This window comes from Candidatus Ulvibacter alkanivorans (assembly GCF_003333325.1).
GTDB classification, from domain to species: domain Bacteria; phylum Bacteroidota; class Bacteroidia; order Flavobacteriales; family Flavobacteriaceae; genus Ulvibacter_A; species Ulvibacter_A alkanivorans.
On sequence record NZ_QOLC01000096.1, the window covers coordinates 21,482 to 48,118 of the forward strand.

Annotated in this window: 24 protein-coding genes; 7 read left to right on the forward strand and 17 right to left on the reverse strand. The window is 41.1% G+C overall.

What is annotated here, in order from left to right; translation table 11 throughout:
• Positions 1-268 precede the first annotated feature (268 nt).
• Both DWA30_RS10190 and DWA30_RS10195 read right to left on the reverse strand, forming a co-directional pair.
• The gene (locus DWA30_RS10190; RefSeq protein ID WP_114492437.1) at positions 269-871 is read right to left on the reverse strand and encodes a hypothetical protein; all 603 of its coding nucleotides are present in this window, start codon (positions 869-871) and stop codon (positions 269-271) included.
• A 119-nt stretch (positions 872-990) separates the two neighbouring features.
• Complete coding sequence (locus tag DWA30_RS10195) at positions 991-1,557, reverse strand: DUF3109 family protein (protein ID WP_114492438.1); 567 nt, start codon at positions 1,555-1,557, stop codon at positions 991-993.
• A 122-nt stretch (positions 1,558-1,679) separates the two neighbouring features.
• Between DWA30_RS10195 and DWA30_RS10200 the strand changes: the two genes are divergently transcribed.
• A complete protein-coding gene (locus DWA30_RS10200) occupies positions 1,680-2,261 on the forward strand; it encodes a MarC family protein (protein ID WP_114492439.1) in 582 nt (193 codons plus the stop codon).
• 9 nt (positions 2,262-2,270) lie between these two features.
• Positions 2,271-2,465, forward strand: coding sequence for a hypothetical protein (locus tag DWA30_RS10205; protein ID WP_114492440.1), 195 nt, complete (start codon positions 2,271-2,273; stop codon positions 2,463-2,465).
• On the opposite strand, the gene DWA30_RS10210 is transcribed toward DWA30_RS10205, so the two are convergent.
• The 4 genes from DWA30_RS10210 to mfd all read right to left on the reverse strand — a co-directional run bounded on the left by DWA30_RS10210 (position 2,466) and on the right by mfd (position 8,634).
• A complete protein-coding gene (locus DWA30_RS10210; protein ID WP_114492441.1) occupies positions 2,466-4,064 on the reverse strand; it encodes a S41 family peptidase in 1,599 nt (532 codons plus the stop codon).
• Complete coding sequence (locus tag DWA30_RS10215; RefSeq protein ID WP_114492442.1) at positions 4,065-4,496, reverse strand: deoxycytidylate deaminase; 432 nt, start codon at positions 4,494-4,496, stop codon at positions 4,065-4,067. It lies immediately after the preceding gene.
• Positions 4,497-4,631: 135 nt separating this feature from the next.
• The gene (locus DWA30_RS10220; RefSeq protein ID WP_114492443.1) at positions 4,632-5,210 is read right to left on the reverse strand and encodes a HupE/UreJ family protein; all 579 of its coding nucleotides are present in this window, start codon (positions 5,208-5,210) and stop codon (positions 4,632-4,634) included.
• Between the two features lie 70 nt (positions 5,211-5,280).
• Positions 5,281-8,634, reverse strand: a complete 3,354-nt coding sequence (gene mfd / locus DWA30_RS10225) for a transcription-repair coupling factor (protein ID WP_114492444.1) — start codon at positions 8,632-8,634, stop codon at positions 5,281-5,283.
• 103 nt (positions 8,635-8,737) lie between these two features.
• Between mfd and DWA30_RS10230 the strand changes: the two genes are divergently transcribed.
• Positions 8,738-10,090, forward strand: coding sequence for a dihydrolipoyl dehydrogenase family protein (locus DWA30_RS10230; protein ID WP_114492445.1), 1,353 nt, complete (start codon positions 8,738-8,740; stop codon positions 10,088-10,090).
• An 8-nt stretch (positions 10,091-10,098) separates the two neighbouring features.
• Here DWA30_RS10230 and DWA30_RS10235 read toward each other — a convergent pair whose 3' ends face one another.
• Genes DWA30_RS10235 through DWA30_RS10260 form a run of 6 tightly spaced genes read right to left on the reverse strand, consistent with a single transcriptional unit; the run spans position 10,099 to position 17,785 of the window.
• Positions 10,099-11,241, reverse strand: coding sequence for an aminotransferase class V-fold PLP-dependent enzyme (locus DWA30_RS10235; RefSeq protein ID WP_114492446.1), 1,143 nt, complete (start codon positions 11,239-11,241; stop codon positions 10,099-10,101).
• Positions 11,241-12,038 carry a TspO-related membrane protein gene (locus DWA30_RS10240; protein WP_114492447.1) on the reverse strand — a complete coding sequence of 266 codons (798 nt, stop codon included), beginning with the start codon at positions 12,036-12,038 and terminating at the stop codon, positions 11,241-11,243. The genes DWA30_RS10235 and DWA30_RS10240 overlap by 1 nt, the downstream gene beginning before the upstream one ends.
• A 38-nt stretch (positions 12,039-12,076) precedes the next feature.
• Entirely contained in the window at positions 12,077-12,721 is a 645-nt protein-coding gene (gene pdeM / locus DWA30_RS10245; RefSeq protein ID WP_114492448.1) for a ligase-associated DNA damage response endonuclease PdeM, read from the reverse strand.
• The gene (locus DWA30_RS10250) at positions 12,718-15,174 is read right to left on the reverse strand and encodes a ligase-associated DNA damage response DEXH box helicase (RefSeq protein WP_114492449.1); all 2,457 of its coding nucleotides are present in this window, start codon (positions 15,172-15,174) and stop codon (positions 12,718-12,720) included. Before DWA30_RS10250 ends, pdeM begins: the two co-directional genes overlap by 4 nt.
• Positions 15,171-16,763: an ATP-dependent DNA ligase gene (locus tag DWA30_RS10255; protein WP_114492450.1), complete on the reverse strand. Its 1,593-nt coding sequence runs from the start codon at positions 16,761-16,763 to the stop codon at positions 15,171-15,173. Before DWA30_RS10255 ends, DWA30_RS10250 begins: the two co-directional genes overlap by 4 nt.
• Positions 16,760-17,785 carry a ligase-associated DNA damage response exonuclease gene (locus tag DWA30_RS10260; protein ID WP_114492451.1) on the reverse strand — a complete coding sequence of 342 codons (1,026 nt, stop codon included), beginning with the start codon at positions 17,783-17,785 and terminating at the stop codon, positions 16,760-16,762. The genes DWA30_RS10255 and DWA30_RS10260 overlap by 4 nt, the downstream gene beginning before the upstream one ends.
• 170 nt (positions 17,786-17,955) lie before the next feature.
• Between DWA30_RS10260 and DWA30_RS10265 the strand changes: the two genes are divergently transcribed.
• The gene (locus DWA30_RS10265) at positions 17,956-18,384 is read left to right on the forward strand and encodes a tellurite resistance TerB family protein (RefSeq protein WP_114492452.1); all 429 of its coding nucleotides are present in this window, start codon (positions 17,956-17,958) and stop codon (positions 18,382-18,384) included.
• 4 nt (positions 18,385-18,388) lie between these two features.
• On the opposite strand, the gene fbp is transcribed toward DWA30_RS10265, so the two are convergent.
• Positions 18,389-19,399 (reverse strand): class 1 fructose-bisphosphatase, encoded by a 1,011-nt coding sequence (fbp, locus tag DWA30_RS10270; RefSeq protein WP_114492453.1) that lies wholly within the window; start codon positions 19,397-19,399, stop codon positions 18,389-18,391.
• Positions 19,400-19,481: 82 nt separating this feature from the next.
• Here fbp and DWA30_RS10275 point away from each other — a divergent pair, with 82 nt between their 5' ends.
• The 3 genes from DWA30_RS10275 to DWA30_RS10285 all read left to right on the forward strand — a co-directional run bounded on the left by DWA30_RS10275 (position 19,482) and on the right by DWA30_RS10285 (position 23,103).
• Positions 19,482-19,964 carry a GNAT family N-acetyltransferase gene (locus tag DWA30_RS10275; RefSeq protein ID WP_114492507.1) on the forward strand — a complete coding sequence of 161 codons (483 nt, stop codon included), beginning with the start codon at positions 19,482-19,484 and terminating at the stop codon, positions 19,962-19,964.
• Positions 19,961-21,217, forward strand: a complete 1,257-nt coding sequence (locus DWA30_RS10280) for an aspartate kinase (protein ID WP_114492454.1) — start codon at positions 19,961-19,963, stop codon at positions 21,215-21,217. Before DWA30_RS10275 ends, DWA30_RS10280 begins: the two co-directional genes overlap by 4 nt.
• 68 nt (positions 21,218-21,285) lie before the next feature.
• On the forward strand, positions 21,286-23,103 hold the full coding sequence (locus tag DWA30_RS10285) for a GNAT family N-acyltransferase (RefSeq protein ID WP_114492455.1): 1,818 nt from the start codon (positions 21,286-21,288) through the stop codon (positions 23,101-23,103).
• An 11-nt stretch (positions 23,104-23,114) separates the two neighbouring features.
• Here DWA30_RS10285 and DWA30_RS10290 read toward each other — a convergent pair whose 3' ends face one another.
• From DWA30_RS10290 to DWA30_RS10305, 4 genes are all read right to left on the reverse strand, one after another.
• Positions 23,115-24,083: a YitT family protein gene (locus DWA30_RS10290; RefSeq protein ID WP_114492456.1), complete on the reverse strand. Its 969-nt coding sequence runs from the start codon at positions 24,081-24,083 to the stop codon at positions 23,115-23,117.
• Positions 24,084-24,166: 83 nt separating this feature from the next.
• A complete protein-coding gene (locus DWA30_RS10295; RefSeq protein WP_114492457.1) occupies positions 24,167-24,880 on the reverse strand; it encodes a flavodoxin family protein in 714 nt (237 codons plus the stop codon).
• Positions 24,881-24,915: 35 nt separating this feature from the next.
• Positions 24,916-25,896 (reverse strand): MBL fold metallo-hydrolase, encoded by a 981-nt coding sequence (locus DWA30_RS10300; protein ID WP_114492458.1) that lies wholly within the window; start codon positions 25,894-25,896, stop codon positions 24,916-24,918.
• A gap of 108 nt (positions 25,897-26,004) precedes the next feature.
• The gene (locus tag DWA30_RS10305) at positions 26,005-26,442 is read right to left on the reverse strand and encodes a hypothetical protein (RefSeq protein ID WP_114492459.1); all 438 of its coding nucleotides are present in this window, start codon (positions 26,440-26,442) and stop codon (positions 26,005-26,007) included.
• Positions 26,443-26,637: the final 195 nt, after the last annotated feature.

A 26,637-nucleotide genomic window follows, 5' to 3' on the forward strand; every position in this document is an offset into this window, starting at 1 on the left:
TGTTCTTAGGCTTTTCAGGTTCCGCCGTAGATTCTTTTCATAATCAACAACAAAACTAAAGAGCGAGCTTAGAAGTTTTGGGGAGTGTTCAACCCATATTTGTAGGGGTAATTTCATGTTTTTTAAAGGGGGTATTTCCTGTAAGATCCTAAAAACCACTGTTAAAAGAATTTTTTTGGCTGTTTAGAAGTTCAGGTCTTTCAGAAAAAAACATAAAAAAACCGGAAGCAAAATGCCTCCGGTCGTATCGTATAATTATGTACGTGTTTTATCCTAGATCGTCTGCGTCTAGTTCATCTATGGCATCCCAAGTTTCATCTATATCCATATTGGTGCCATTGACCTTTATATAAAAACGATTGTCCTGCATAAATTGAATCTCGCTTTTGTTATTTTGTTTATGGTATTCTTCAATTACCTTCATACCATTTTTCTTGGTGGTTCTACGTGTTTTGTATTCATCTTCTTCTTCAAAATCTTGTGAGAACAGCATACGCATTCCGGCGGTTGCGGTTGCACCTACAGTTCCTGCGCCGTCCATCACTTGTACCTTGAATTTTTTACTTTTATCTTCATTGGCATATGTGGCTTCAATAGAAGCAATTTGCATATACGAGGTTTGACCTGCTTTATAGCTAATTCGCTTCATTCCTTCGACCTCATCGGGCAACCATGCTTTCAACTCGTCATTGGTAAGCGGCTCTATATCTTTTAACTCTTCAATATCCTCTTGCATTTTGTTGAGTTCCTTTACGGCCTTATTCGTGTTGCTTACATTTTGTCTGGTTTCTTTAATCTTTTCACTCACCGGATTGTCCTTGCAGGAAACAAAGCAAGCTGTTACAACGAGAATCGCTAAAAATTTTTTCATGGTAAACTGTATTTAAATGTGTTACTAATAGTTATAACTAATATACTAATTATAAGATAATTATACAATTACATGAATGAGTGGTGATGGAATGTGCGGAAATTGTGAGATAATGGATGTTACCTATTCTCCTCAGCCACCTTTTCTAAGGCAGCATACCAAGGAGCACCGAATTTTCTAATTAAAGCATCCTTGACAAATTTATAGACCGGCACCTTAAGTTCCTGTCCTAAGACGCAGGCATCGTCGCAAATAGGCCAACGGTGATAATTCACCGCTGCAAACTCACTGTAGTCTTGTACACGAACCGGGTATAAATGACAAGAGATCGGTTTTCGAAACTCAATTTCACCTGCATTATAGGCGTCCTCGATCCCACAACTTGCTGTTCCGGTTTCTGTAAACGTAACGTAAGCACATTCTTTGCCATTTACCAATGGAGTCTCCAATTCATCTAAAGGAGAAGTAATGTGGGTGCCTTGACTTTCGATAGCCGCGATCCCTTCGGCACGCAGGAACGGTTTTACCTTAGGGTAGATATCTTTTAGTATGCTTACTTCGGCAGGAGTAACCGGTGCCCCGGCCTCACCTTCTATACAACACGCCCCTTTGCACGCACTTAGATTGCACACAAATTCTTTCGCAATGATGTCTTCGGAAACTATGGTCTTACCTATCTGAAACATGGCGCAAAGATACATGCTTTTGCATGTTTTATTCTGAAAAAAATTATGTTTTAATTAACCCATTTCCGAAGCAATTTGTCTAAAGAATATCACTAATTTTGCAGCCTGTAAAAATCGTGGGTATGGAATTAAATTTTAAAGAAATCATTACGGGGACCATGGTACTTTTTGCCGTGATCGATATAATTGGAAGTATTCCTATTATTATTTCTTTACGTGAAAAGGCCGGACATATTAGTTCGGGTAAGGCCTCTATTATTGCTGCTGTAGTAATGGTCGTCTTCTTATTTATAGGAGAAGAGATCTTAAAGCTTATTGGTATCAACGTAAACGAATTTGCGGTGGCCGGTGCCTTCATCTTGTTCTTTATAGCATTGGAGATGATCTTAGGTATCACCCTGTTTAAAGAGGAAGATACCAGCCCGGATATGGCATCTATCTTTCCTTTGGCCTTTCCTATCCTTGCAGGACCGGGAAGTTTAACTACGTTGCTGTCGCTTCGGGCAGAATACCATATTGAGAATATTATTGTCGCTATCATCGTCAATATCATTTTTGTTTTTATTGTTCTAAAAACCTCCGGCAAGCTTCAGAGGTTGTTAGGAAAAAATGGTATTGCCGTAATTAGAAAGGTGTTTGGGGTAATTTTATTAGCGATTGCAGTAAAATTATTTACTTCCAATATTCAAGAATTGTTTAACTAACTTTGCGACATGAAAATTGGTATCTACATACTTATCGCGATCGCCGTTTTTTTAATGATCTTTAACGCGACAAAATTAGAGTTCAATAATCTATTTGAAGGTGATAGCGCCGTAGCCGTTATTAGTATACTTGCGGCTGCTTGTGCCATATTATTGCTCATCATTTTATTGATGTCGATCAAGATCGATAAGAAGGCAAAGTAATTATTTTTCGAGCGTCGTCTTTCCTTCTAACTGCAGTACTTTGGTAAGCATTGGATCCCCGTCGTTCAAAATGAACTCATAGGCATTTGGACCATACAGCTGTTGTGCGATATTTGCTTTTAAGGCTCTTTTCAGCGCAGCGTCGTAATTCCTAAGATCAATTCGTGCTTCACTAAATCTGGAGTAGTCTAAGAATTCTTCGGAAAGTGCTGTAGACACTTCAAAATTCTTCAGAAAAGAAGCAAAAGACATACCCTTAAATTGTGATCGATTCTCCTCGAGATATTCGAAGATAAAATAACTCATAAATCCACTACGCGACACATACTGAAGGGTCTCATTCTCAACACTTGTGTCTTTCGGAATAAATACATCGGGAATGATACCTCCACCGCCGTACACAATATTTCCTTTGGGTGTTATATATCGCAGTGAATCTGCTACTTGTATACTATCGGCATGCAATAGCTCACCGTTGTTATAGCGTTTTTCATATTCGCTGTAATAGGCTTCATTCCCGTTTCCATAAGGGCGTTGGATAGATCTTCCTGTTGGTGTATAATAACGTGCTATGGTTAATCGTACAGCGCTCCCATCTCCTAAGGCCATTTCACGTTGTACCAGTCCTTTACCAAACGAACGACGACCAATAATGGTACCCCTGTCATTATCTTGTATCGCACCTGCAACGATCTCGCTGGCCGAGGCTGAGTTCTCATTTATGAGCACATATAGCTTCCCATCTTCAAAATCACCACTACGACTGGCATAGGTTCTTTCTTCTTCTCCGTTCTTATTTCTCGTAATGAGCACCAATTTATCATTGCCTAAGAATTCGTCCACCATCTGTTCGGCCACACCAATATAGCCTCCGGGGTTGTTTCTTAAGTCTAAGACCAGTTTTGAAATGCCTTGATCGATTAGGTCGTCTAACGCCTCTTCAAATTCATCGGTGGTACTTTCAGAAAAACGATTCACTTTGATATACCCAATGTCATCCATAAGCTTATACGATGCATCCACGCTTACTAACGGCACTTCTTTTCTACGCACCTTCACATCCATCATTTCACCATTCGACTTGCGAAATACCTTTAGTTTCACTCTTGAATTTATTTCTCCTTTTAGATAGTGCGAAATGCTGTCTCTATCAAATTCGCTCCCGAACAATTTACGGCCATCGGCATATAAGATTCGATCGCCTCCTTTTATACCTGCCTTTGCCGCAGGGCCACCTTCAATGGCCCTAATGACAGCGATAGTATCATTATATACATAAAAACTTATACCTATTCCGGTGAAATTCCCACGCATATCATCAGCATTATCTTCGTATTCATCAACGGGTATGTAGACCGAATGCGGATCAAGATTCTCCAGTATTCCGTTCACAGTTACGTCTACAATACTATCGGTGTTTACACGATCTACGTATTCATAATCGATGTAATCGATGAGCCGGTTCAGTTTATCTTTCTTAGAATTGGTTGCAAAGATCTTCTCGTTGCTGTCGTTAAAATTTAATTTTGAACCAATAAAAATACCCGCAGCCAAAGCTGCTCCAATAAGTAAAGGCAGGTATTTTTTTTGATATCCCATTTATAGTTCTAAGGTTTTGATGTGCGTTATAGTAACGCCAGCTTTCTTTAAAAATTTTATTCCGGAATCGTCTTTGTATTCTTCAAAATAGACCAATCGTTTAATTCCGGCTTGATGAATTAGCTTGCTACACTCTCTACACGGTGACATGGTAATGTATAAGGTTGCACCGTTAGCCGATTGTGTGGAGGAGGCTACTTTTAAGATCGCGTTTGCTTCGGCATGAAGCACGTACCATTTGGTGTACCCCGCCTCGTCTTCACAAAAATTTTCAAATCCGGTAGGCGTTCCGTTATATCCGTCGCTAATTATCATCTTATCTTTCACAATAAGCGCGCCAACTTGTCTTCGTTCACAATAAGAAAGCTTACTCCATTCTATCGCCATACGTAAATAGGCGATATCGTATTTTTTTTGTTTACTCGGTACCATTCAATTAAATAAGTAGCGAAAGTAGCAGGAAGTTACATTTCGTCAAAATTTTGGGTGTTAACTTCTTGCAAAAGCCTATTGAAATATTCAGTTATTTTTCTGAAAGTTAATCAATTCCGCAGCCAGCCAAAAATCCTAGAAGATCCAAGTAGCGACAAGCATAGGAATGACCAAACCAATTACAATAGACGAGACCACTAAAATCCAATCGCGTCGATTAAGTCGTAAAAACGTTTGAAGCAAGAACGCTAGGAATAAGACCACTAAAACCACAATGAGTTGGGCAATTTCCACACCTAAAGCAAATTCGAGTAAAGGTGCAATCTCGTTCCCTTCGCTTATCATTCGATAATAATTCGCAAATCCAAAGCCATGAATAAGCCCAAAAAACAGGGTTACTATATACAATACTACAGCGTTCTCCCCTTCTTTAGATTTTGCTGCTGTCAAGACATTATACACTACCGCAACCAGTATGGTGATTGGGATCAAGAATTCTACATACTCACTTTTCACTGCAACAACATCATAATTTGCCAGCAGCAATGAAAGCGTGTGTCCTACGGTAAACAAGGTAACCAAAAGGACAAGGCGCTTCCATGACGAAAAGGTGTAGGAAGCACTTAATACGATTAAGAACAACACGTGATCGTAGGCGGTCCAATCCAGCACGTGCTCTAAACCCAAGGTTACATATAACCAAAAATCACTCATAGTAGTTGGAAGTTAATAAAGGATAAAGGTATAAAACGCACCACTATTTTCATATCGCATTTTTTCATTTTCAGTTCATCCCTTGTTCTTGTTTCTGAAATTTTTCTAAAATAGCCAGCGCATTTGCGACCGATGTCACCTTATCTATGGTTAATAGCAATCGCAAACCATTACGTGTTTGTTTCTCTTTCATTTTTACGCGTTGCGAATGATTTTGAACAAACTGAAGCACTTGCGAAAATACGGCACTTTGATAATAGGCACTTTGTTGGTCACTTACGAAGTATCCAACCAGTTTTCCTTTCTTCATAACAACCCGCTCTAAGCCCATTGCCAAAGCGATCCATTTTATTCGTACACTATTTAACAAATCGATTACCGGTTCCGGAAGCGCCCCAAAACGATCAATTAGTTCCTTTTCAAATGTTTTAAGGCCGGCTTCGTCGGTTATCGCATTTATTTTGGTGTATAAATTCAAACGTTCGGTAATATTGTTAACGTAGTCATCGGGGAACAACAATTCAAAATCGGTATCGATCACCGTTTCTTTTACAAAGTCTTTTTTCTCATGTTCGGTTCCCGAATACAAGTCCTTAAACTCTTTTTCCTTTAATTCATCTATGGCCTCTGCTAAGATCTTTTGATAAGTTTCAAAACCGATCTCGTTAATAAATCCACTTTGTTCACCTCCTAACAAATCTCCGGCCCCGCGAATCTCAAGGTCTTTCATTGCAATATTAAGACCGCTGCCCAGTTCACTAAATTGTTCTAGAGCGGTAATCCGTTTTCTTGCCTCCTCGGTCATGGCCGAATATGGTGGCGTAATAAAATAACAAAAGGCTTTTTTGTTACTTCTCCCCACGCGCCCTCGCATTTGATGTAGGTCGCTCAACCCAAAATTGTTGGCGTTATTAATAAAAATGGTGTTCGCATTTGGCACGTCCAAGCCACTTTCTATAATCGTAGTAGAAACCAAAACATCAAACTCATTGTTCATAAATCGCAACATGAGCTGTTCTAGTTTTTTGCCCTCCATTTGTCCATGGCCAATACCTATCTTTACGTCGGGTAACAACCGTTGCAGCATTCCTGCCACTTCTTTTATATTTTCAATTCGATTATGTACAAAAAATACTTGACCGCCTCGGGAGACCTCGTATCGAATCGCATCACGAATGGTTTCTTCGCCAAATCGTATCACGTGGGTTTCTATTGGATACCGGTTGGGTGGAGGTGTAGTAATTACACTTAAATCTCGTGCGGCCATCAAACTAAATTGCAAGGTTCTTGGAATGGGTGTCGCAGTTAAGGTAAGCGTATCCACATTCTCCTTTATGGTCTTTAATTTGTCCTTAACGGCCACTCCAAATTTCTGTTCCTCATCAATGATCAACAATCCTAGGTCTTTAAATTCAACCGACTTGTTCACAAGTTGATGTGTGCCAATTACGATATCTAAGCTTCCGGATTTCAATTCTTCTAATACCGTTCTTCTTTCTTTAGCGCTTCGGAAGCGGTTGAGATAATCTACCCGCACCGGCATTTCAGAGAGTCGTTCACCAAAAGTTTTAAAATGCTGAAACGCCAATATGGTCGTAGGCACAAGCACAGCTACTTGTTTACCGTTATCTACCGCTTTGAACGCGGCGCGAATGGCCACCTCGGTCTTTCCGAAGCCAACATCCCCACACACCAATCGATCCATTGGCTGCTCACTTTCCATATCGCGTTTTACATCCTCGGTGGCCGAAGATTGATCAGGGGTGTCCTCATAAATGAATGACGACTCCAATTCGTGCTGCAAGTAACTATCGGGATCGTACTGAAATCCTTTTTGAAGCCTTCGTTTGGCATATAATTCGATGAGGTTGAAGGCAATTTCCTTAACCCTTTTCTTGGTCTTTTGCTTTAATTTTTTCCAGGCGGCACTTCCTAATTTGTAGATCTTAGGTTCCTTGCCGTCCTTTCCGTTGTACTTGGTGATCTTGTGTAAGGAATGGATACTGAGATACAAGATATCACGCTCTCCATAAATTAGTTTTATGGCTTCTTGTTGCTTTCCTTCTACATCGATCTTTTGCAAGCCACCAAACTTTCCTATTCCATGATCTATGTGGGTTACGTAATCGCCCACCTCTAAATTAGTTAGTTCCTTTAAGGTAATGGCTTGCTTTTTGGCATAGCCATTCGTTAGCTGGAACTTGTGATATCGCTCAAATATCTGATGGTCGGTGTAGCAAACATTTCTATTTTCGTAATCTATAAAGCCTTGATATAACGGAAATACGATGGTTTCATACGCATCCACTTTCTGGTCCGCGTCTTCAAAAATATCGTGAAATCGCTTTGCTTGTTGTTCGCTGCTGCAAAAGATATAGTTGGTATACCCGTCGGCTACATTGGCATTCAAATTCTCTATTAGCAAATTGAACTGCTTATTGAAGGAGGGTTGTGGTGCAGTCTTAAAAAGTATATCACTGTCTTTAGCATTGGTCTGCAAGGTGACCGATGTAAACGATTGCAATTGTTCTTTTAGCAATTGTGACGTACAAAACAACTCGGAAGGCTCGTTCATTCTTACTTCACCTTTGGTTTCCCCATAAGCTGTTTCAGCTTTAGCGAACAACCCGTCTACACTACTGCTTAGTAATTCTTCATTCTTTAAAAATACGACGGTCTTGGCATCTATATATTCTAGAAAGCTAAGCCGCACACTTTGTGTAGTTGAAGCATCCACATTGGGAATGATCGCAATCTTCTTGACCTTTTCTAACGATAACTGGGTTTCAACATCAAACGTACGAATACTGTCAACTTCATCGCCAAAGAATTCGATGCGATAGGGTTCGTCGTTGCTAAAACTAAACACATCTAAGATCCCTCCACGTACAGAGAACTCTCCCGGTTCGGTCACGAAATCGGTTCGCTTGAATTTATATTCGAACAACACTTCATTGACAAAATCGATAGAAAGCTCATCCTGCAATGAAATCTTTAAGGTGTTGCGATCTAATTCTTTACGTGTTACAACCTTTTCGAACAGTGCTTCGGGATAGGTAACGATAAGGGCCGGTTTTCGTCTTGAGTTAATACGATTTAACACCTCCGATCGCAGCAATACATTTGCGTTGTCGGTCTCTTCTATCTGGTAAGGCCTGCGATAACTGCCGGGATAGAACAATACATTTTGGTCGCCTAATAGATTTTCAAGGTCGTTAAGGTGGTACGCTGCCTCTTCTTTATCGTTTAAGATCACTAAAAAAGGCCTTTCAGCCTTCTTAAAACTGTTAGCAAGCACAAGACTTACAGAAGATCCCACCAAGCCCGAAACCGAGACCGAAGCTTGTGAATTGGATATAGCATTCCCTAGTTTTTCAACCGAAGAAGACTTTTCGAATAACGACCGAACAAGGGTTTTGCTCATAGGGGGGCAAAGATACTGTCTTCTTTAAAAAATCGCTATCTGCATTCTCACTTTTATCATTTTAATAACATAAAATAGGCGGTGCTTTTACTACTTTAACCTAATGGGAATTAAAGAATACGATGTTTTTGTTATTGGTACAGGAACCGCCGGGAAGAATGTAGCTTACGACTGTGCCGCTGAAGGTATGCGCGTGGCCATTGCAGACAATAGGGAATTTGGAGGCACATGTGCCAATCGCGGGTGTGATCCAAAAAAAGTATTGGTGGGAATTACCGAGACCCTACAATTAGCCGAAAATTTACAAGGAAAAGGAATTACTAATATTCCAGAAGTTAATTGGGAGGCCTTGCAACAGTTTAAAAGCACATTTACCAACGCTGTTCCTGCGGCCACCGAAAAGAAATTAAAAAAGGCAGGGATTGCCATGTACCATCAATCGCCTACTTTTCTTGACGAAAACACCTTAAGTGTGGAAGGAAAGACCGTTCGGGCAAAAAAGATCGTAATTGCAACCGGGCAAAAGCCTCGAGAGCTCAAAATTCCTGGGCGCTCGCATTTGCTTACTAGCGACGATTTCATGGAACTTCCAAAATTGCCAGAAGAACTAATTTTTATAGGTGCCGGCTATGTAGGTATGGAATTCGCGCATATCGCCGCACGTTGCGGTGCTTCAGTTACCGTAATAGAATTCGAAGACCGTCCACTGGCTCAATTTGAAGAAACTGTTGTTTCCTATCTTACCGAAGCTTCCGAAGCATTAGGAATCAACTTTATCTTTAATGCAGAAGTGACCAAAGTAGAAAAACTTCGTAAAAATTACCGAGTTCATTTTCGGAAAGATGGAAAAAAAGAATCGGTCACGACTCGTATGGTCTTTAACACCGCAGGTAGAGTTCCTGCCATCGATGCCCTCGACCTAAAAAAAGGAAATGTCGCTTTTGAGAAAAAAGGCATTAAAGTAAACGAATATTTGCAGAGTCCAACCAACGCTTCAGTCTATGCTTGCGGCGATGTTTCGGCTAGTGGAAGCTTACCGCTTACTCCTACCTCATCCCAAGAAGCACGGATCGTCTCCAAGAACATTCGCAATGGCAACCGGACGAAAATGGATTTCCCGCCCGTGCCTTCGGTTGTATTTACCTTTCCGCAGTTAGCGTCTATCGGACTCACCGAAGCGGAAGCAAAAGCACAAGGTTATACTATTTCCGTTAAATCTAAAAGTGTCCCCGATTGGTATAACGCAAAACAGATCAACGAGGATACCTATGCGTTTAAAACAATTATCGACACCGAGCGAAATCTCGTATTAGGAGCTCATATAATTGCCCCTCATGCCAGTGAAATGATCAATTTATTTGTAGTTGCCATGTGTGGAAAACTTCAGTGTAAAGACATAAAAGCCATGATCTTTGCGTACCCCACATGGGGGAACGACATCAAGGGAATGGTATAAGTAATTTGCTAGAAACAGCTATATAGCTTTTCAAGATCCCTCTGCGAATTATACACATTAGGCGAAACACGAATTGCCTCTCCACGATACGAAACAAGTATGTTTTCTTCGGAAAGTTTTGACTTAAGCGCAGCCATTCGTTGCTCTTTTGGCAAGTAGATGCCAAATAGATGGTGTGCACGCGCATTTGGAGCTTCGATAAAATATCCTTTTTCCTGAAGCATCTGTACTGCCTTAGTATTTATTTGCTCACAGTATTTCTGAATGGCAGCCGGAGTCCATTCCAGCAGTTGTCTTATGGCTTCGGAAAGCATGGGTGTTAAAATAAAATTGCTGGATTCCCCAACATCGTATCTTGTCGCTTTCGGCTTAAAGGTTTCGTTGTATGTGACCAAATTCGAAAAATCCTCACTGCCTTGGTGATTCATCCAGTTGTTCTCAATAGGGTTCCCATGATGAAAACGTTCGCCAAAATATGCGACCCCTAGACTATAAGGACCCAGCAACCATTTGTATCCACCACAAACTAATGCGTCCGGTTGTATCTCTTTAATTGAAAATGGCATGGCTCCTACACTTTGAGTACCATCAACGATCAAAAAAGCACCCACATCCAACGTCCTTTTTCTCACGCTGACCAAATCGAACTTAGTCCCGTCTGCCCAATGTACATGTGGTATGGCTACACATTTTGTTTTGGTTGTTATAGCTTCCAACAGCTGAATATTCCATTGTTTGCCACGACCAGAAACAATTGGTGGAGCAACGATAGTTTTAATTCGAACTCCTTTTTGCTTTTCTAATTGCTTCCATGCATAGTAATTACTGGGAAACTGCTCTTCTAACACGATGATCTCATCACCTTTGTTAAACGGAATATTATGAAGTGCTGTTGCGATTCCGTAGGAAACAGAAGGAATGATTGCAATACTCTCGGGATCGTTGCACTCGATTAGTTTTGCAAATCGTTGTTTTAAAATTATTTTTTCAGAAAAGAAATCAGATTCGCTAATGGTATAAGGTTCCGATTTCCGTTTTAAATTTTCGATGCCGATCTTTTCTACCGATCGTAGTTGAGGAGACATATACGCTCCATTTAAGTAAGTTACGTTTTCGGCAAGTGCGAATAAATCTTTTTGATGTGAAAGCATTAGCGATTAAGGTATTGTTTTAGTTTGATTGCCGGACTGGTGTCGCGATTCATATAAGCGTGAATGGCGCTACTACTAAACAACATAGCGGCCACAAAAATAGCCGAATATGTAACAATTTCATTCGATTCCCAATTGGCAACTGCGATCGCGGCCAAGGCCCATGCTCCTACCAAGGCAAATTCACGCATGTTTCGTTTCCATGTGACAGCCAAATTAATAGCTCCGACAATAGCGATCAACAACACCGTCCAACTCGTTTCTGAAACGCCCCAGCCATTCCAGCCAATACTGGTTAAATAGGCCGCAACATTTGCAATGGCCGCAACCGTGATCCAACCGCTGTAAAAAACAAAAGGCCACCATAAAAAAGCAATCACCGATATGGGCGCATCCCAAAGCTCCATTTTATTGTTGAGCACAATCTTTAGCAGTGAGAACAACAATACAAACATCGCGAGTATCGAAAAATTAAAATACCCGTACAACCAAAACACCACCCAAAGCATATTCGCCAAACACGACATTGCAAACCACCAGCCGGTTTTTAAGATAAAGGCATCATCTTTTACCTTGACAAAAAGGCTTCTCGATTGATAGATCACAAAACCTAATAGCAACAAATAAATAAGACCCCAAATGGAGAAGGCGTAACCGGCAGGAGTAAAAAGATTGGTCGTTGCCGCAGAAACCTCTCCAATAGTAGTGTTATTAATAGCACCCGTATTCGAGCCGTAATTCACAAGGATCACAGCTATAAACATGATAATATTAGCAATTTGAAATGTCTTTTTCATCCTTATCTTTTTTTTCGAGTTGTATAAAGTTACTGAAATTATGATTGGCTAGAAACACAGAGCACTTCCCCATCTGCAATAGCAAAAACCTCATCGGTCTCCACAGGCGAAACAATATGCTTACCGGTAAATGCACCAAAGGCCGGAAGGATAAGCTGGTTCTTGGTCTTGTAAAAGCATGAGAATCGATGCTGCTGCCGCCCCACACCACGTAGTCGAACACCGGGATGAACGTGTCCAGCTATATTGAACAACTTGGGGTCTTCTATTGGGTGATGCGTAAATATAAACGCATCGAGCTGTAATTGCATCTTCACTTCGATGCCGATGTCTTCAAACTTAAACACCGGTATAATGTCATGATTTCCTTGAATCAAAATGACGTCGATGTTAGTTTTACCTATCCATTCTTCAAAAAAGTTCCATTCGTTGTTGATACTACTGTGAAACAGGTCGCCTAGAAAGCAGATGGATCTAGGTTCGTAAACAGCTAACATTTCATCTAACTTTTTAAAGTTTGTACGTGTAGCTTGAGCAGGAATGGCAGCACCATGTTTTCTGAAATGCGCTACTTTTCCGAAGTGCACATCGGCAATAAGCAACATCGCTCTATCTTTCCAATAGACCGCACCACTTGGATGTAACTCAAATGTGTGGCCGTGTATGTGTATGGTTTGTGTCATTCTAATCTCAATTTCATTTTCTTGATGCGATCTGCTAATTTTTCCGAAGAGAGCTTTTCCCGCAACCTATCGGTAATTATTGGAAAGCTAAACGGGGTTGGTTTTTTACATTGTTTCCAAACGATCTGTTGGGTACGTATGCGTTCTAAGGCCATGCGCAATCGCCCTTCTTCCAGTTGATGCTCAAAGGTCTCCCGAAAGGCTTGTTGGTATAATAAATTTTCGGGTTCGTAATCGCGAAACACGTCGAACAGCAACTGGGAATTGCTTTGTAAATGTTTTGTTTTGATCATTTTATTCGGATACCCTTGAAAGACCATTCCACTAATGACTGCAATATCACGAAATTTTCGTCTGGCAAGTTCGGTCGAGTTCAAGCTCTTTTGAAGGTCATCAAAAAGATAGTCGGTTGTTAAAAGGTCATTGTCGATCACTTGTTGCATATCGATAGGTTGATCGCTCAATAATTCAAATCCGTAGTCATTATACGCCAACGAAAAACTGATTGGTTTCAACAAACTAATTCGATAAGCGAGCAATCCACTCATGGCCTCATGTACAAATCGACCTTCGAACGGATAAAACAAAGCGTGGTAGCCTTCTCGTGTTTTAAAGGTTTCTATTAAAAATTCATTTTCGCCCGGTACGATCGATTCTACCTCTTGGCGATCGAATAGTTGACGCAGTGCTTTTAATTCGGGTGTATTTCGTTTATGGTCGGCTTCACTTTGCAATTCTTCCCGTAGAATTTTACTCATTTGTGAAGATAGCGGCAAGCGCCCACCCATAAAACTCACCACATTTGCCGTTCGTTTAGAAGACCTTCGCACTTGAGCCGTCATATTCCGAAGACGGACCAACTCGAGTGTTCTTCCTGCAAACACGAAGGTATCACCGGGTTTCATTTTCCCAATAAACCACTCTTCTATGGTGCCAATAAATCCGCCGGACACATATTTTACCAAAAGCATACTGTCACTAACGATCGTCCCAATAGACAGGCGGTGCATCATCGCAATACGTCTGCTTTCAACCTTGAACAATCCTTCCGAAGTCACCGCCACACGTTTGTATTCGTCGTAGGCTTGTAGGCTCTGACTTCCAATAGTGATAAAATTAAGACACCACTGCCATTGTTCTTCGGTCATACCTTGGAAGCAAAAGGTCTTTTTTACTTCGGAAGCTATTTCCTTCGGAAAGAATCCATTGCTTACTGCCAGGGTAACCAGGTATTGGATCAACACGTCGAAGCTTAATAAGTAGGGAATGCGATCTTCTATCACTTCCTCCTTTACAGCGCGTTTTAAAGCGGAAGCTTCCACCAGTTCCAGCGCATGGGTTGGCAAAAAATAGATCACTGATGCTTCTCCGGGTCTGTGATTACTTCTCCCGGCTCGTTGTAAGAACTTTGCCACTCCCTTTGGTCCCCCAATTTGTATGATGGTTTCTACGGGGGCAAAATCGACCCCTAGATCTAAACTTGACGTCGCCACTACGGCAGTTAGCGATTCATTACGTATGGCTTGTTCCACCCACAGGCGTGTATCCTTTGCAATACTACCATGGTGCATAGCGATCTCACCAGCAAATTCGGGATGTGCTGCCAGTAATTTCTGAAACCATATCTCGCATTGACCTCTGGTATTGGTAAACAATAGCGTGGTCTTGCTCTTTTTGATAATGGGTACAATATCTTCCAATAAATGCAATCCCAAATGTCCGCGCCACGGAAAGGTTTCCATTTTCTTCGGTATGATGGATCGCACTTGGATCTTTTTTTTGATCTTAGCCTTGATAAGCACTGAATTCTCACGAAATGAGGCGTCCATTCCCAACAACACATCTTGCGCCTGTTCTAAGTTTCCAATGGTGGCCGAAACGCCCCAAATTCGAAGTTTAGGTGCTACCGTTTTTAATCGGGACAGGGCCAATTCCATTTGAACCCCGCGTTTGCTACCCAATAGTTCGTGCCATTCATCTACGACTACCGCTGTCAAAGTTGAAAAGGTCTTATCGTAGCCTTTAGAGGCTAACAACAACATCAAGCTTTCCGGTGTGGTGATTAACAGATCGGGCATTGCTTTTTTCTGTTTTGCTCGTTCGCTCTGTGGTGTGTCCCCGGTTCGAATGCCAACGGTCATTCCCGTTTCCAGATCGTCTGCAAACCGTTGTGCGGCCTGCTGTATCTCTACAGAAAGGGCGCGTAGGGGAGTGATCCAAATTGCTTTAATTCCTTTGCTGCGCACCGATTTGTAATCAGGGTTATCTTTTATGTAATTCAATACAATTGGAGCCCAAAGCGCATAGGTCTTACCACTACCTGTAGGTGCGTTTAGCAGACCGTGCTTGCCTTGTAAAAAAGCATTCCAAGTTTTTGTTTGAAAAGGAAATGGTTTCCAGTTTTGCTGCTGAAACCACGCTTTTGCCATTGCTATAAGCTGAGACCTGTTCATTTGGGGATTAGTGCTTTTAGGTCTGCCAAGGTATTCGCCTCAGCAATTGGTTTATCGTGTCGCCAGCGTAAGATCCTAGGGAATCGGGTAGCGACACCACTTTTATGACGTTTGCTTTCTGCAATACCTTCGAACGCGATCTCGAAAACATGATGAGGCGTCACGCTTCGTACCGGTCCAAAACGTTCTATCGTATTCTTTTTGATCCATGCATCTACTTTTCGAAATTCGGCATCTGTTAATCCGGAATAAGCCTTTGCAAAGGTGACCAATTCATCTCCATCCCACAATCCGAAGGTATAATCGGTATATAAATTGGCACGTCTGCCATGACCTCTCATCGCATAGGTGAGTACCGCATCTATGGTAAACGGGTTGGTTTTCCACTTCCACCAATCGCCTTTTTTTCGTCCAACCAAATACGGGGAATCTTTACGTTTTAACATTAATCCTTCGCTGCGTTTTTCGCGAGCCTGCATACGTTCTTTAGCTGCAGCTTCCCAATTGGCGAACGACATAGTTTCACTTAAATACAAACCAATTTCATCGCAGTTGCAATTTTTTATGAGCATATTTAAAAGTTTTCTTCTTTCTGAAAATGGTCTATTCCGAATGTCCTCTCCCTTCCACTCTAATAAATCGTATGCGGTGAGAATAACCGGTGTTTTTTCGAGTAGCGCTTTCGAAATATTCTTTCGTCCAATACGGGTTTGCAGTGCATTGAAATTAGCGATCTCACCATCGACGAACGGAAGGATCTCGCCGTCTAGCACTGTCCCATTTGGTATCTCTTTTAGAAATCGTTGAAACTCCGGATATTTATCGGTAACCAGTTCTTCACCTCTAGACCATGTAAAAACCTCATCGTTCCTAACGATGACTTGTGCTCGAATTCCATCCCATTTATGTTCAAAGCTCCAATCTTCTATTGGGTCTAGTGCTGATTGAAAATCGTCCTCTACAGCATAGGCCAAGTAAAAAGGATAGGGTTTTGATAGGTAATCGGCTTCGTTTTCTTCAAGTATTAATTGCTGAAACGTGGTAGTTTGCGGTGTCCAATCGCCCATTAATTTGTATGCGAGAACGTCCTCATCAATTTCTGTGGCTTTGGCCAATGCACGGGTCATTAGTTTCTGGCTTACACCAATTCGGAAACTCCCGGTGATTATCTTGTTAAAAACAAATCGCTCATAATAGGATAACTTTTGCCATTGTTGTTGTAGATATGCTTTTTTTTCTTGTTCCGGAAGTTCTTTTAACGCAATAATTTCAGAAATATATTCAGAGAGCGATGCATCCGATTCTTCTTTAGCGGTAGGTACGATTAGGGCGATCGTTTCTGCTAGATCTCCCACAATATGATAACTTTCTTCAAACAACCATAATGGGATACCACTAATTTCGGTAGCCCATTCTCGAAGCAATGTGGTATTTACCGGTCGTTTTGGCCTTCGATGGGAAAGTATAGCGATAGTCCATAGTTTATCACTTTCCGAAGCAGACAAGAAATAATTCGTAAGCGCTTGTACTTTTAAATTCGTTTTATTGGTGCTATCGATCGTTTTGATGAGTTGCGCAAATTGTTTCATGATTCAACCTCTTCTTTTTTTGGTTCCAATTCGCTTTGTTCTCCTTCGTACTGCGTTTTTTCAGTACGTGCATCGTATCCTAGTTCTTCCCTTAAATAGCGGGAGAAGATATCGGTATATCCATGAGTTGCGATTACTTTTTCACAACCGGTTTCTTTAATACTTGAAAGTAATCCCTCCCAGTCGGCATGGTCACTTAGCACGAATCCTCTGTCTACAGCTCGTCTTCTTCGCGCCCCTCGAAACGTCATCCAACCACTAGCTGTCGCTGTTACATAGGGTACCATTTTTCGAATCCAAGTGCCACCGTGTGCACTGGGTGGCGCGATAACCAAATTACCTAGTAACTCCTGTTTTGTCGTATCACGCGTAATTCGAGTTGTTTTAGGAAATACATAGTGTTCACGTAGCACTTCTGTCATATTCTCTACGGCACCATGAGTAAATATCTGTCCAATGGCGGGGTCGACATGTTTCAGTAATCGTTGCGCTTTGCCCAGGCTATATCCAAAAAGAACTGAGGTTTTACCCTCCGCTTTGTTATTTGCCCACCATGAATTAATATCATCGAATACTTCGGCTTGTGGAATCCACGAAAAAGCCGGTAATCCAAAAGTACATTCAGTAATGAATGTATTGCATTTAACTGGCTCATAAGCTTCGGCCAATCCATCGTTTTCAGTTTTAAAATCACCGGTAAAGACCCATACTTCGCCCTTGTATTCTACTCGAACTTGCGATGAAGCCACGATATGACCTGCCGGATGTAAGGAAAAGGTCACCCCATTGATTGTAAATGTTTCATTCCATTCTTTCCCGGTAACGGTAATATCTCCCAGTCTATGCTTAATAATGGGAACGTTCTTAGAATGGGTAATGTATTGTTTGTGTCCCCATCGACTGTGGTCTGCATGCCCGTGTGTGATAATACATTTATTGACCGGACGCCAAGCATCGATATAAACATCGGCTTGTTCGCAGTAAATTCCGTTCTTATTAAATACGAGTAAGGGTGGTCTCATCTTCCAATTTCGATAGCTCCATAAAATTACTAAAAGTGAGGCTTGCTGTTGAAGCAATTAAGAAAAGTTTGGGGGTATTCGTTAAAAATGCTAGGAACTAAAAAAAGATTTATATAGTTAGTTCGGAAATGAATACCGCAACGATTATATTTGTAGTTTAAAATTAACCTATGTCATTTACAGATCTTTTTGAGAGCGGAGAACACGGAAGAAATCTTGGTCACTTTGCATCTATCGCCAATATAGCTTCGATTGATGGAGCCATAAATCCGGAAGAGGAAAAACTTTTAAAACGTTTTGCCATTAAATTGAATATTGAGGAGTCTGAATATATTGAAGTCTTAAAGAATCCTTCTAAGTATCCTATCAATCCACCAAATAGTGCAGATCGTAGATTGGAGCGTATGCATGATCTGTTCGAAATGATCTTTGCCGACCATGAGATCGATGATCACGAGCGGTTTCTAATCGAACGCTATGCGATTGGTTTAGGATATTCTACCGAAATGGCCCAGAAACTAATCAAGCGATCTATAGATATTTACGATGGCGGTTTAAGTCTTGAAGATTATCGTTTTCTTTTAAATAGAAGAGACTAATATCCTACTGTTTCGCTTGCCGCATATGTGCTTCGGCAGTTTCAACCATTTTTTTACTTCCACAGAAAAAAGGCACACGTTGGTGTAGTTCTGTGGGCTGAATATCCAGTATTCGAGTAAAACCATCACTTGCCTTACCACCGGCTTGTTCGGCTAAATAGGCCATCGGATTACATTCGTATAGCAAACGTAGTTTACCGTTTGGATCTTTTGCCGTATTCGGATAAATGTAAATCCCACCCTTAATCATGTTCCTGTGGAAATCGGATACGAGCGATCCAATATAACGAGAGGTATAGGGACGATCGCCTTCTTCTTTTTGACAATATTTTATATAGTCTTTCACTCCCTGAGGAAAATGCACATAGTTCCCTTCATTCACCGAATAGATCTTACCGGTCTCGGGAAACTGCATGTTTGGGTGTGACAAATAATATGTTCCAATAGCAGGGTTTAGAGTAAACCCATTCACGCCGTGCCCTGTTGAATACACGATCATGGTTGAAGTACCATACACAATATAACCGGCTGCTACTTGTCTGTTTCCGGGTTGTAAAAAATCATCTAGTGTTACGGGGGTCCCTTCGGGAGTAACTCTACGATAGACTGAAAAAATAGTTCCCACAGAAACGTTTACATCAATATTAGAAGATCCATCTAGCGGATCGATAAGCACCACGTATTTATTGTCGTTCTTCTTGTTTCGACCTTGAATTGTAATAAAGTCATCTTCTTCTTCACTGGCGATCCCACAAACGATCTCTCTATTGGTAAGTGTCTTGATAAAGGCTTCATTGGCATAGACATCTAATTTTTGCTGATCTTCTCCTTGTATGTTCGTATCACCTGCTGCACCTAATATATCGACCAATCCCGCTTTATTAACTTCGTGATTTACCACCTTGGCGGCGAGACGAATGGAGTTAATTAGCCTGGAAAGCTCGCCAGAAGAGTATTTAAACTCGCTTTGGTTTTCAATAATAAATTCTCCTAAAGTCTGATTTTGTTTCGCCATGATGGTGGATTGTCGTGAAATTGCTGCAAATATCGGGTTTTTTAAGAAAATGAAACGATATTTGCAACGCAAAACTTTCCCTATGGATATACACATTAGAAAGGCTGAAAAAAGCGACATGCAAGCGGTTTTAGACCTAATAATTGAATTAGCGGTCTATGAAAAAGAGCCCGATGCGGTTCAAATTACGGTAAGCGATCTGGAAAAGGCAGGGTTTGGAGCTAATCCTTTATTCACTTGCTTTGTTGCCGAGGTCGATGCGGAGGTAGTTGGTATGGCATTGGTGTATTTTCGGTTTTCCACCTGGGTAGGGCAAACTGTACACCTGGAAGACCTGGTGGTGCAAGAGCGCATGCGAGGAAAAGGTGTAGGTGAAGCCTTGTATACGAAAGTAATGGAATATGCCGATGAACAAGGTGTAAAAAGAGTGCAATGGGTTGTTCTCGACTGGAACAAGGGCGCAATAAAATTTTATGAACGCAGTGGCGCAACCATTTTGAACAACTGGTGGCAAGTAGAAATGAATGAAGCAAGTCTTCACAATTATTTGAAACGAAATAAATGAAAATTTTCAAATTTGGAGGGGCATCGGTAAAGGATGCAGAAGGTGTAAAGAACTTAGTGACCGTGCTGGAAAAGACCGGTGAAAGTGATCTGGTAGTGGTAGTGTCGGCTATGGGTAAAACGACCAATGCCTTGGAAACCGTGGTTGCCGCCTATTTTAAGGATGCTTCGGAAGCCACCGCCGCAACGGGAGAAGTGTATAATTACCATAAGAAGATAATGAACAACTTATTTTCTAATGCTTCGCATCCGGTGTATCAAAAAGTAAGTGCCTATTTTAACGATCTTAGTACCTTTCTGAAGAGCAATAAATCTAAAAATCACGCTTTTGTTTATGACCAAGTTGTAAGTTTTGGAGAACTCGTTTCCACCACCATCATCTCCGCCTATCTTTCCGAAGTAAACATTAAAAATAACTTTCTCGATGTTCGCGAATGTATTATCACCGATGCAAATTATAGAGATGCGAATTTGGATTGGGATGCAACTCAAAAACAGATTGCGAAGGTTGTCGCTAAAAAAGGAATTACAGTGACCCAAGGATTCTTAGGTGCCGAAAAGAACAATAACTTCACGGTTACTTTAGGCCGTGAAGGAAGTGATTATACCGCCGCCATCTTTGCGTATTGTCTCAATGCAGAAAGTGTCACAATTTGGAAGGATGTTCCGGGTGTGTTAAACGCAGATCCACGACACTTTGGTAGCACCCAACTATTACATCATATCTCCTACAGAGAAGCTATTGAGTTGGCGTTCTACGGCGCTTCTGTAATTCACCCAAAGACCTTGCAACCCTTGCAACGCAAGGAGATCCCGCTCTTTGTAAAATCCTTTTTAAATCCGTTAGATGCAGGAACTTGTGTAGGAAAAGGGGTGACACTAGACCCACTGGTTTCCTGTTTTATTCTGAAAAAGAACTTAACACTTATCTCACTTTCATCTTTAGATTTCAGTTTTATGATGGAAGATAATATTGGCGATGTATTTAAATGGCTACACACTTATAAAATGAAAGTGGAACTTATTCAAAATTCTGCGATTAGCTTTTCGGTTTGTGTAGACGATAAATACAATAATTTAGAGCTCTTGCTCTCAAAACTTCGAGCGACCTTTAAAGTAAAATGGAACGAAGGGGTTACCTTATACACGGTTCGTCATTCTAAACCTTCAGAAATTAAAGCACTTACGCATAAAAGAGCGGTACTATTAAAGCAGGAAAGCCGAGAAACCGTACAGCTTGTGGTAAAAGAATAGTACGGATTCTTTCCTTATATTTGTGCTGGTTCGTCATACTTGGCAGCCTGTAAAAACGTACCAACCTCATGGGATTAGTGAATGCGAAAGAAGTGGCACAAGCCATAAAAGTTGATAAACTCGGCTTTTTAGGGACTTCTATGGGATGGATGTTGCTAAAGATGCTCAATATTTCTACGCTTAACAAGATCTACGACCGCAATAAACACCTAAGCGATCTTGAGTTTATCAATGCATTGCTAGACGAGTTCGAAATCAATTTCGAGATCCCGGAAGAAGACCTAAAACGCATCCCCAAAACTGGACCTTTTATCACCATATCCAATCATCCGTTGGGAGGGATCGATGGCATTCTCTTGCTAAAAGTATTGCTGGAAAAACGTCCCGATTTTAAGATCATCGCTAATTTTCTCTTGCACCGTATTGAACCGTTGAAACCTTATGTAATGCCGGTAAACCCGTTTGAGGATCACAAAGACGCCAAAAGCAGTGTAATGGGATTTAAGACCGCATTAGGTCATCTTCGAGACGAACATCCGCTAGGTATTTTCCCTGCTGGCGAAGTCTCTACCTACAAAGATGGAAATTTGGTGATCGACCGACCGTGGGAACCGGCAGCCATGAAATTGATAAAAAAAGCCAATGTCCCGGTGGTTCCAATTTATTTTCACGGGAAGAATAGCAAGTTCTTCTATCGATTGGCGAAACTAAGCGACAAATTGCGCACTGCAAAACTTCCAAGCGAACTACTTACACAGAAAGAGCGAGTGATCAAGGTACGAATAGGTTTGCCCATTTCGGTGTCTGATCAAGCCGAACACGAATCGTTAGAAGCTTTCACCGATTTTCTTCGGAAGAAAACGTATATGTTGGCTAATCCGTTTCAGAAAAAAAACATATTAGATACCATTCCAAAGACGTTGAAGATCCCAAAGGCACCCAAAAAAATTGCTGGTGCCATTCCGGTAGAAGCGATGGAGCGCGAGATCGACAAACTACGCAATGAGGACAAACGATTATTAATTAGTAAAAACTACGAGGTATTTTTAGCGTCGGCAGAGCGTATTCCCTACATCTTACAAGAGATTGGAAGACTTCGTGAGATCACCTTTCGCGAAGTTGGGGAAGGAACCAACAATGCCACCGACCTCGATAAATTCGATTCGCATTATCACCATATGTTCTTATGGGATAATGACGCACGTAAGATCGCCGGTGCCTACCGCATGGGACTTGGATCTAAAATATTTCCGCAATACGGTATCGATGGCTTCTATTTGCAAGATCTGTTTCGTTTCGAGCCCGAATTGTTCGATATGATGAGCAAGTCGATTGAGATGGGCCGTGCTTTTATAATTTCAGAATACCAACAAAAACCCATGCCGTTATTTTTGCTTTGGAAGGGAATTGTACACACGACCTTGCGTTTTCCTGAACATCGCTATTTGATTGGCGGCGTGAGTATTAGTAATAAATTCTCCGAATTCTCTAAATCGTTGATGATCGAGTTTATGAAATCGAATTATTACGATCCGTATGTAGCTCAATATATCAATCCGAAGAAAGAGTACAAAGTAAAGTTGAAAGATGCCGATAAGGACTTTATTTTCGACGAGAGCGAGGCCGATCTAAACAAATTCGATAAGATCATCGATGAAGTAGAACCGGGAAGCTTACGATTACCGGTATTGATAAAAAAGTATATCAAACAAAACGCAAAAGTAGTGGCGTTTAATGTAGACCCATTGTTTAACAATGCCGTAGACGGATTGATGTACATACGTATCGCCGATCTTCCCGAAAGTACTGTTAAGCCTGTAATGGAAGAATTTCAAGCCGAGCTAGAGCAGAAGTTTATGAATGGTGGCTCAAAAGAAGAAGAGTAATTAACTGTCCCTTATTTTAACGGACGTTTTTTGATCATTCCTCCCTTGGCATCTTTAATACTGTGCATTACCAAAAAAGCATTCTTATCGATCTTATCGATCTCGGTATACAACTTAGCCAGTTCGAGGCGGGTGAGCAAGGTGTAGACAATATCGGTGTCTTTTAAGGCTTCCCCTTCCTTCGCAAATCCGCGTTTCCCTTTGTACAAGGTACAGCCGCGGCCCATATGCTCGATGATCGCTACACGAATCGCTTCACTTTTTTCTGAAATAATGGTCACTCCTACGTATTCTTCAATCCCCGAAACCACATAATCTACAGTTCTAGAGGCCACCAAATAGGTAAGAATTGCATAAAGTGCAGTTTCCAAATTAAAGATATAGGCGGCAAATCCGAAGATCACAATATTAAAAACCAAGATCACATCCCCAATGGTAATATGTAACTTTCGACTTACAAATACTGCTGCTACCTCGGTACCGTCGATCACAGCACCACCACGAATGGCAAGACCAATTCCAAGTCCGAGAAAAAAACCACCAAAGACTGAGATAAGCAATTTGTCATCGGTTATAAGTGGGAATGGAAAATAATGAACTGTAAGTGCTAGAACGAGTATTGCTAAAAAACTTCGAAGAGCAAATTGCCTGCCTATGGTGCGATATGCTAAAAATATAAACGGAATGTTTATGGCTACGAGTAACACCGAAAGTGAAAGACCTGTGATCTCGGCAACGATCAACGAAATCCCCGTAACACCACCATCTATAAAGGAGTTGGGCAATAAAAATCCGCTCAATCCAAATCCAGCCGAGAGAATACCCAACATTACCAGTGGGATCTCATGCAGTAAATGAGCAAACTCTACGGTGGTATTCTTCACTTGTTTTGCGAATTGAAATCCGGCCAAGGGCTTAGCCGTACGTTTCAATTTGCGTTTGGTGGCTTCAACCACTAAGAATTTAAAAAATGGATTCATACTAAGTGTAGGGTTTTAGCGAAACTACAAAAATTAAGTGTACCGTAAATTGTAAAGTAAAAGTTCAAAAAGAAATTTCCGAACTAGCGATATTCCGGGTTTTCAAAGTTCCATCGAGTCCCATCATCCCAATCACTGCGAGAGTTTCCGTAGGCCGGGTACCCACCATGATCTTTGAGCATTTTAGCCAAATGCAATAGGTTATAGGTCATAAAGGTGGTGTTCCTATTCGTAAAGTCGTTGCTTTTCGCCTCACTTTCGGCATCGTTGTAACTAGGACCGGGTCCGGCTTCTCCTATCCAACCACAATCTGCCTGTGGTGGTATGCTATAACCAATGTGTTGCAGTGCATAGAGAATGCTCATTGCCACGTGTTTTATACCATCTTCATTTCCGGTTATGATCGCTCCACCTACCTTTCCGTAGTAATAATACTGCCCTTTATCATTCCGTTTTCCGCTTTCACCATACAACCGTTCTATAAGCTTGGTGGCAACACTCGATTTTTCTCCTAACCAGATAGGTGTTCCTAGTACCAGTATATCGGCATCTTGAACTTTTTGCCAAAGCTCCGGCCATTCGTCGGTTTCGGCACCGTGTTCGGTCATATCATGGTAAACGCCATATGCGATATCGTGATTAACCACTCGCAAGTACTCTACCGTAACTCCTTCAGATCGCATAATATTAATAGACACATCCATCAAGGCCTTGGTATGGCTCATTCTCGGTGTCCTTTTAAGTGTACAATTGAGATAAAGTGCTTTGAGGTTTGAAAAATCATGAGTTTTAGACATAGCATATTTTTTATTACCAACTAAGATAAAATAATTTATAGGGAGAGGACTTGATGTATGGTAGCAATATTGAAGCCGTTGGTTATTACCTTTTCTGAAGCCTTACTTTGTTTATCCAGCAAAGCATTGGTATGATTAAAATGAATAAAGTGTATTTTCTTTCTTTCTTCGGAAGGCAGCCCCTTAAATAGGGCCATACTTTCAATTACGAACGGATGTGGTATCTCCGAAATATCGCGCGTATTTAGTTCTTCGCCGTCATAAAAAGTAGCATCGATGAAAGCATAATCCACCGACTTTACCGCATCGATTATCGAAGTTTCCCATTTAGACCATTTATCGATGTCTGGAACAAACAAAACACGTTTATTAGGGCCTTCGATCCTGTAGCCAACGGTTTCCGAATATTCATCTCTATGCGGTACCACGAAAGGCGTGACACTTAGTTGTGGCGATAGTGTTATTGTCTCTTTATTTTGAAGTGGCCGCAACACTATGTTTTTTCTTGTTACCAATTGATCCCACGGACCATTACGCTCGAGAAAATCTTGCATTTTAGGCATGGCATAAACGGGTACTCGATCGGCATTAGTGGCTTCTTTGCCCAAATACTGTAAGCCCGTATAATGACCAATATGTGCATGGGTAAGAAAAATTCCATTGGGCAACTCTTGGTTGCGCCCGGAAAACTGTTTCAGTTGCTTGAGTTGTGTGCTAATGTCGGGAGTCGCTTCGAATAAAAATGATTGTTGTGAGTTTGTATCTATTATTCCTAAAGAGACCACTTTCCGAAGCGGGTCCGGTTCAGAAAACAAACTCACACAACAGGCTTTTGAACAAGCAATATGCGGTGATCCTGCGTCTTGAACTGTGCCTAACACCACTAAATACACATCCGATTGGGGAGAAATGACGGTTTTTGAAGTAGCCAATTCAGAAGTAGGTGTATTCGATTGCTTGCAACTATAAACAAGCGCAAGAAGACCTATTAAAAAATATAGTTTAAGAATCCTCATCAGAATTAAAATTACACATTACGATCCAAATAGCGTTGGGTTTATCTAACTCAAAAAAAAAGCCTATGCAGAACGCATAGGCCATAGTTAGTTGTGTATGAATCACGACTAATTAAGACGTCTCGCAATATCTGATTGCCACGTCTCGACATACGAATAGAATTCTTGCATTTTTTCCATGGCTTTGTCGGGTCCTCCGGCAAGCTTACTCATCTCTTGCATCCAGTCTATATCTTCTTGGGTCATTTCGTAATTAAGGGTTTCAATACCGTGTTCCAGAGGGAACATTACGATCATGTCGTATTCTCCAGAGGCCAATTCGAATGACATAGGCCCTGACCTACCAAGGTTTTTATCTGCTTTTGCAAAATAATTACGTATAATCTCTTGGGCTTTTTGCTTCATCATAGGCTTGAATTTCACATAGCCAACACGAATCCATTCGGGATTGTCGTACTTGGTCACTTTCATTTCCTGACTTTGCATTCCTTGCATTCCAATTATTAAAAGAATACAAAGCATAATTGCTGTTTTAATCGTTTTCATTGTTGTTAGTATTAAAGGTTAGTAAATCGTATGTAGATGGATGTTTATATCCAACGTTTTCATTTTTATTGAAAGCGTACATTAATCGCCATTACAAAAAACCTTTTGGGAGTAGTTGATTGGTTTTCAGTCTTTTAAATATACGAATTTTTTGTTATATAGTTAACCAAAATTTTCTTACAACCCCTTATTCTA

Excerpts from the sequence above, each read along its gene's own strand:
- DWA30_RS10190 (WP_114492437.1), bottom strand. The coding sequence starts at position 871 with ATGAAAAAATTTTTAGCGATTCTCGTTGTAACAGCTTGCTTTGTTTCC.
- DWA30_RS10195 (WP_114492438.1), bottom strand. The coding sequence starts at position 1,557 with ATGTTTCAGATAGGTAAGACCATAGTTTCCGAAGACATCATTGCGAAA.
- DWA30_RS10200 (WP_114492439.1), top strand. The coding sequence starts at position 1,680 with ATGGAATTAAATTTTAAAGAAATCATTACGGGGACCATGGTACTTTTT.
- DWA30_RS10205 (WP_114492440.1), top strand. The coding sequence starts at position 2,271 with ATGAAAATTGGTATCTACATACTTATCGCGATCGCCGTTTTTTTAATG.
- DWA30_RS10210 (WP_114492441.1), bottom strand. The coding sequence starts at position 4,064 with ATGGGATATCAAAAAAAATACCTGCCTTTACTTATTGGAGCAGCTTTG.
- DWA30_RS10215 (WP_114492442.1), bottom strand. The coding sequence starts at position 4,496 with ATGGTACCGAGTAAACAAAAAAAATACGATATCGCCTATTTACGTATG.
- DWA30_RS10220 (WP_114492443.1), bottom strand. The coding sequence starts at position 5,210 with ATGAGTGATTTTTGGTTATATGTAACCTTGGGTTTAGAGCACGTGCTG.
- mfd (WP_114492444.1), bottom strand. The coding sequence starts at position 8,634 with ATGAGCAAAACCCTTGTTCGGTCGTTATTCGAAAAGTCTTCTTCGGTT.
- DWA30_RS10230 (WP_114492445.1), top strand. The coding sequence starts at position 8,738 with ATGGGAATTAAAGAATACGATGTTTTTGTTATTGGTACAGGAACCGCC.
- DWA30_RS10235 (WP_114492446.1), bottom strand. The coding sequence starts at position 11,241 with ATGCTTTCACATCAAAAAGATTTATTCGCACTTGCCGAAAACGTAACT.
- DWA30_RS10240 (WP_114492447.1), bottom strand. The coding sequence starts at position 12,038 with ATGAAAAAGACATTTCAAATTGCTAATATTATCATGTTTATAGCTGTG.
- pdeM (WP_114492448.1), bottom strand. The coding sequence starts at position 12,721 with ATGACACAAACCATACACATACACGGCCACACATTTGAGTTACATCCA.
- DWA30_RS10250 (WP_114492449.1), bottom strand. The coding sequence starts at position 15,174 with ATGAACAGGTCTCAGCTTATAGCAATGGCAAAAGCGTGGTTTCAGCAG.
- DWA30_RS10255 (WP_114492450.1), bottom strand. The coding sequence starts at position 16,763 with ATGAAACAATTTGCGCAACTCATCAAAACGATCGATAGCACCAATAAA.
- DWA30_RS10260 (WP_114492451.1), bottom strand. The coding sequence starts at position 17,785 with ATGAGACCACCCTTACTCGTATTTAATAAGAACGGAATTTACTGCGAA.
- DWA30_RS10265 (WP_114492452.1), top strand. The coding sequence starts at position 17,956 with ATGTCATTTACAGATCTTTTTGAGAGCGGAGAACACGGAAGAAATCTT.
- fbp (WP_114492453.1), bottom strand. The coding sequence starts at position 19,399 with ATGGCGAAACAAAATCAGACTTTAGGAGAATTTATTATTGAAAACCAA.
- DWA30_RS10275 (WP_114492507.1), top strand. The coding sequence starts at position 19,482 with ATGGATATACACATTAGAAAGGCTGAAAAAAGCGACATGCAAGCGGTT.
- DWA30_RS10280 (WP_114492454.1), top strand. The coding sequence starts at position 19,961 with ATGAAAATTTTCAAATTTGGAGGGGCATCGGTAAAGGATGCAGAAGGT.
- DWA30_RS10285 (WP_114492455.1), top strand. The coding sequence starts at position 21,286 with ATGGGATTAGTGAATGCGAAAGAAGTGGCACAAGCCATAAAAGTTGAT.
- DWA30_RS10290 (WP_114492456.1), bottom strand. The coding sequence starts at position 24,083 with ATGAATCCATTTTTTAAATTCTTAGTGGTTGAAGCCACCAAACGCAAA.
- DWA30_RS10295 (WP_114492457.1), bottom strand. The coding sequence starts at position 24,880 with ATGTCTAAAACTCATGATTTTTCAAACCTCAAAGCACTTTATCTCAAT.
- DWA30_RS10300 (WP_114492458.1), bottom strand. The coding sequence starts at position 25,896 with ATGAGGATTCTTAAACTATATTTTTTAATAGGTCTTCTTGCGCTTGTT.
- DWA30_RS10305 (WP_114492459.1), bottom strand. The coding sequence starts at position 26,442 with ATGAAAACGATTAAAACAGCAATTATGCTTTGTATTCTTTTAATAATT.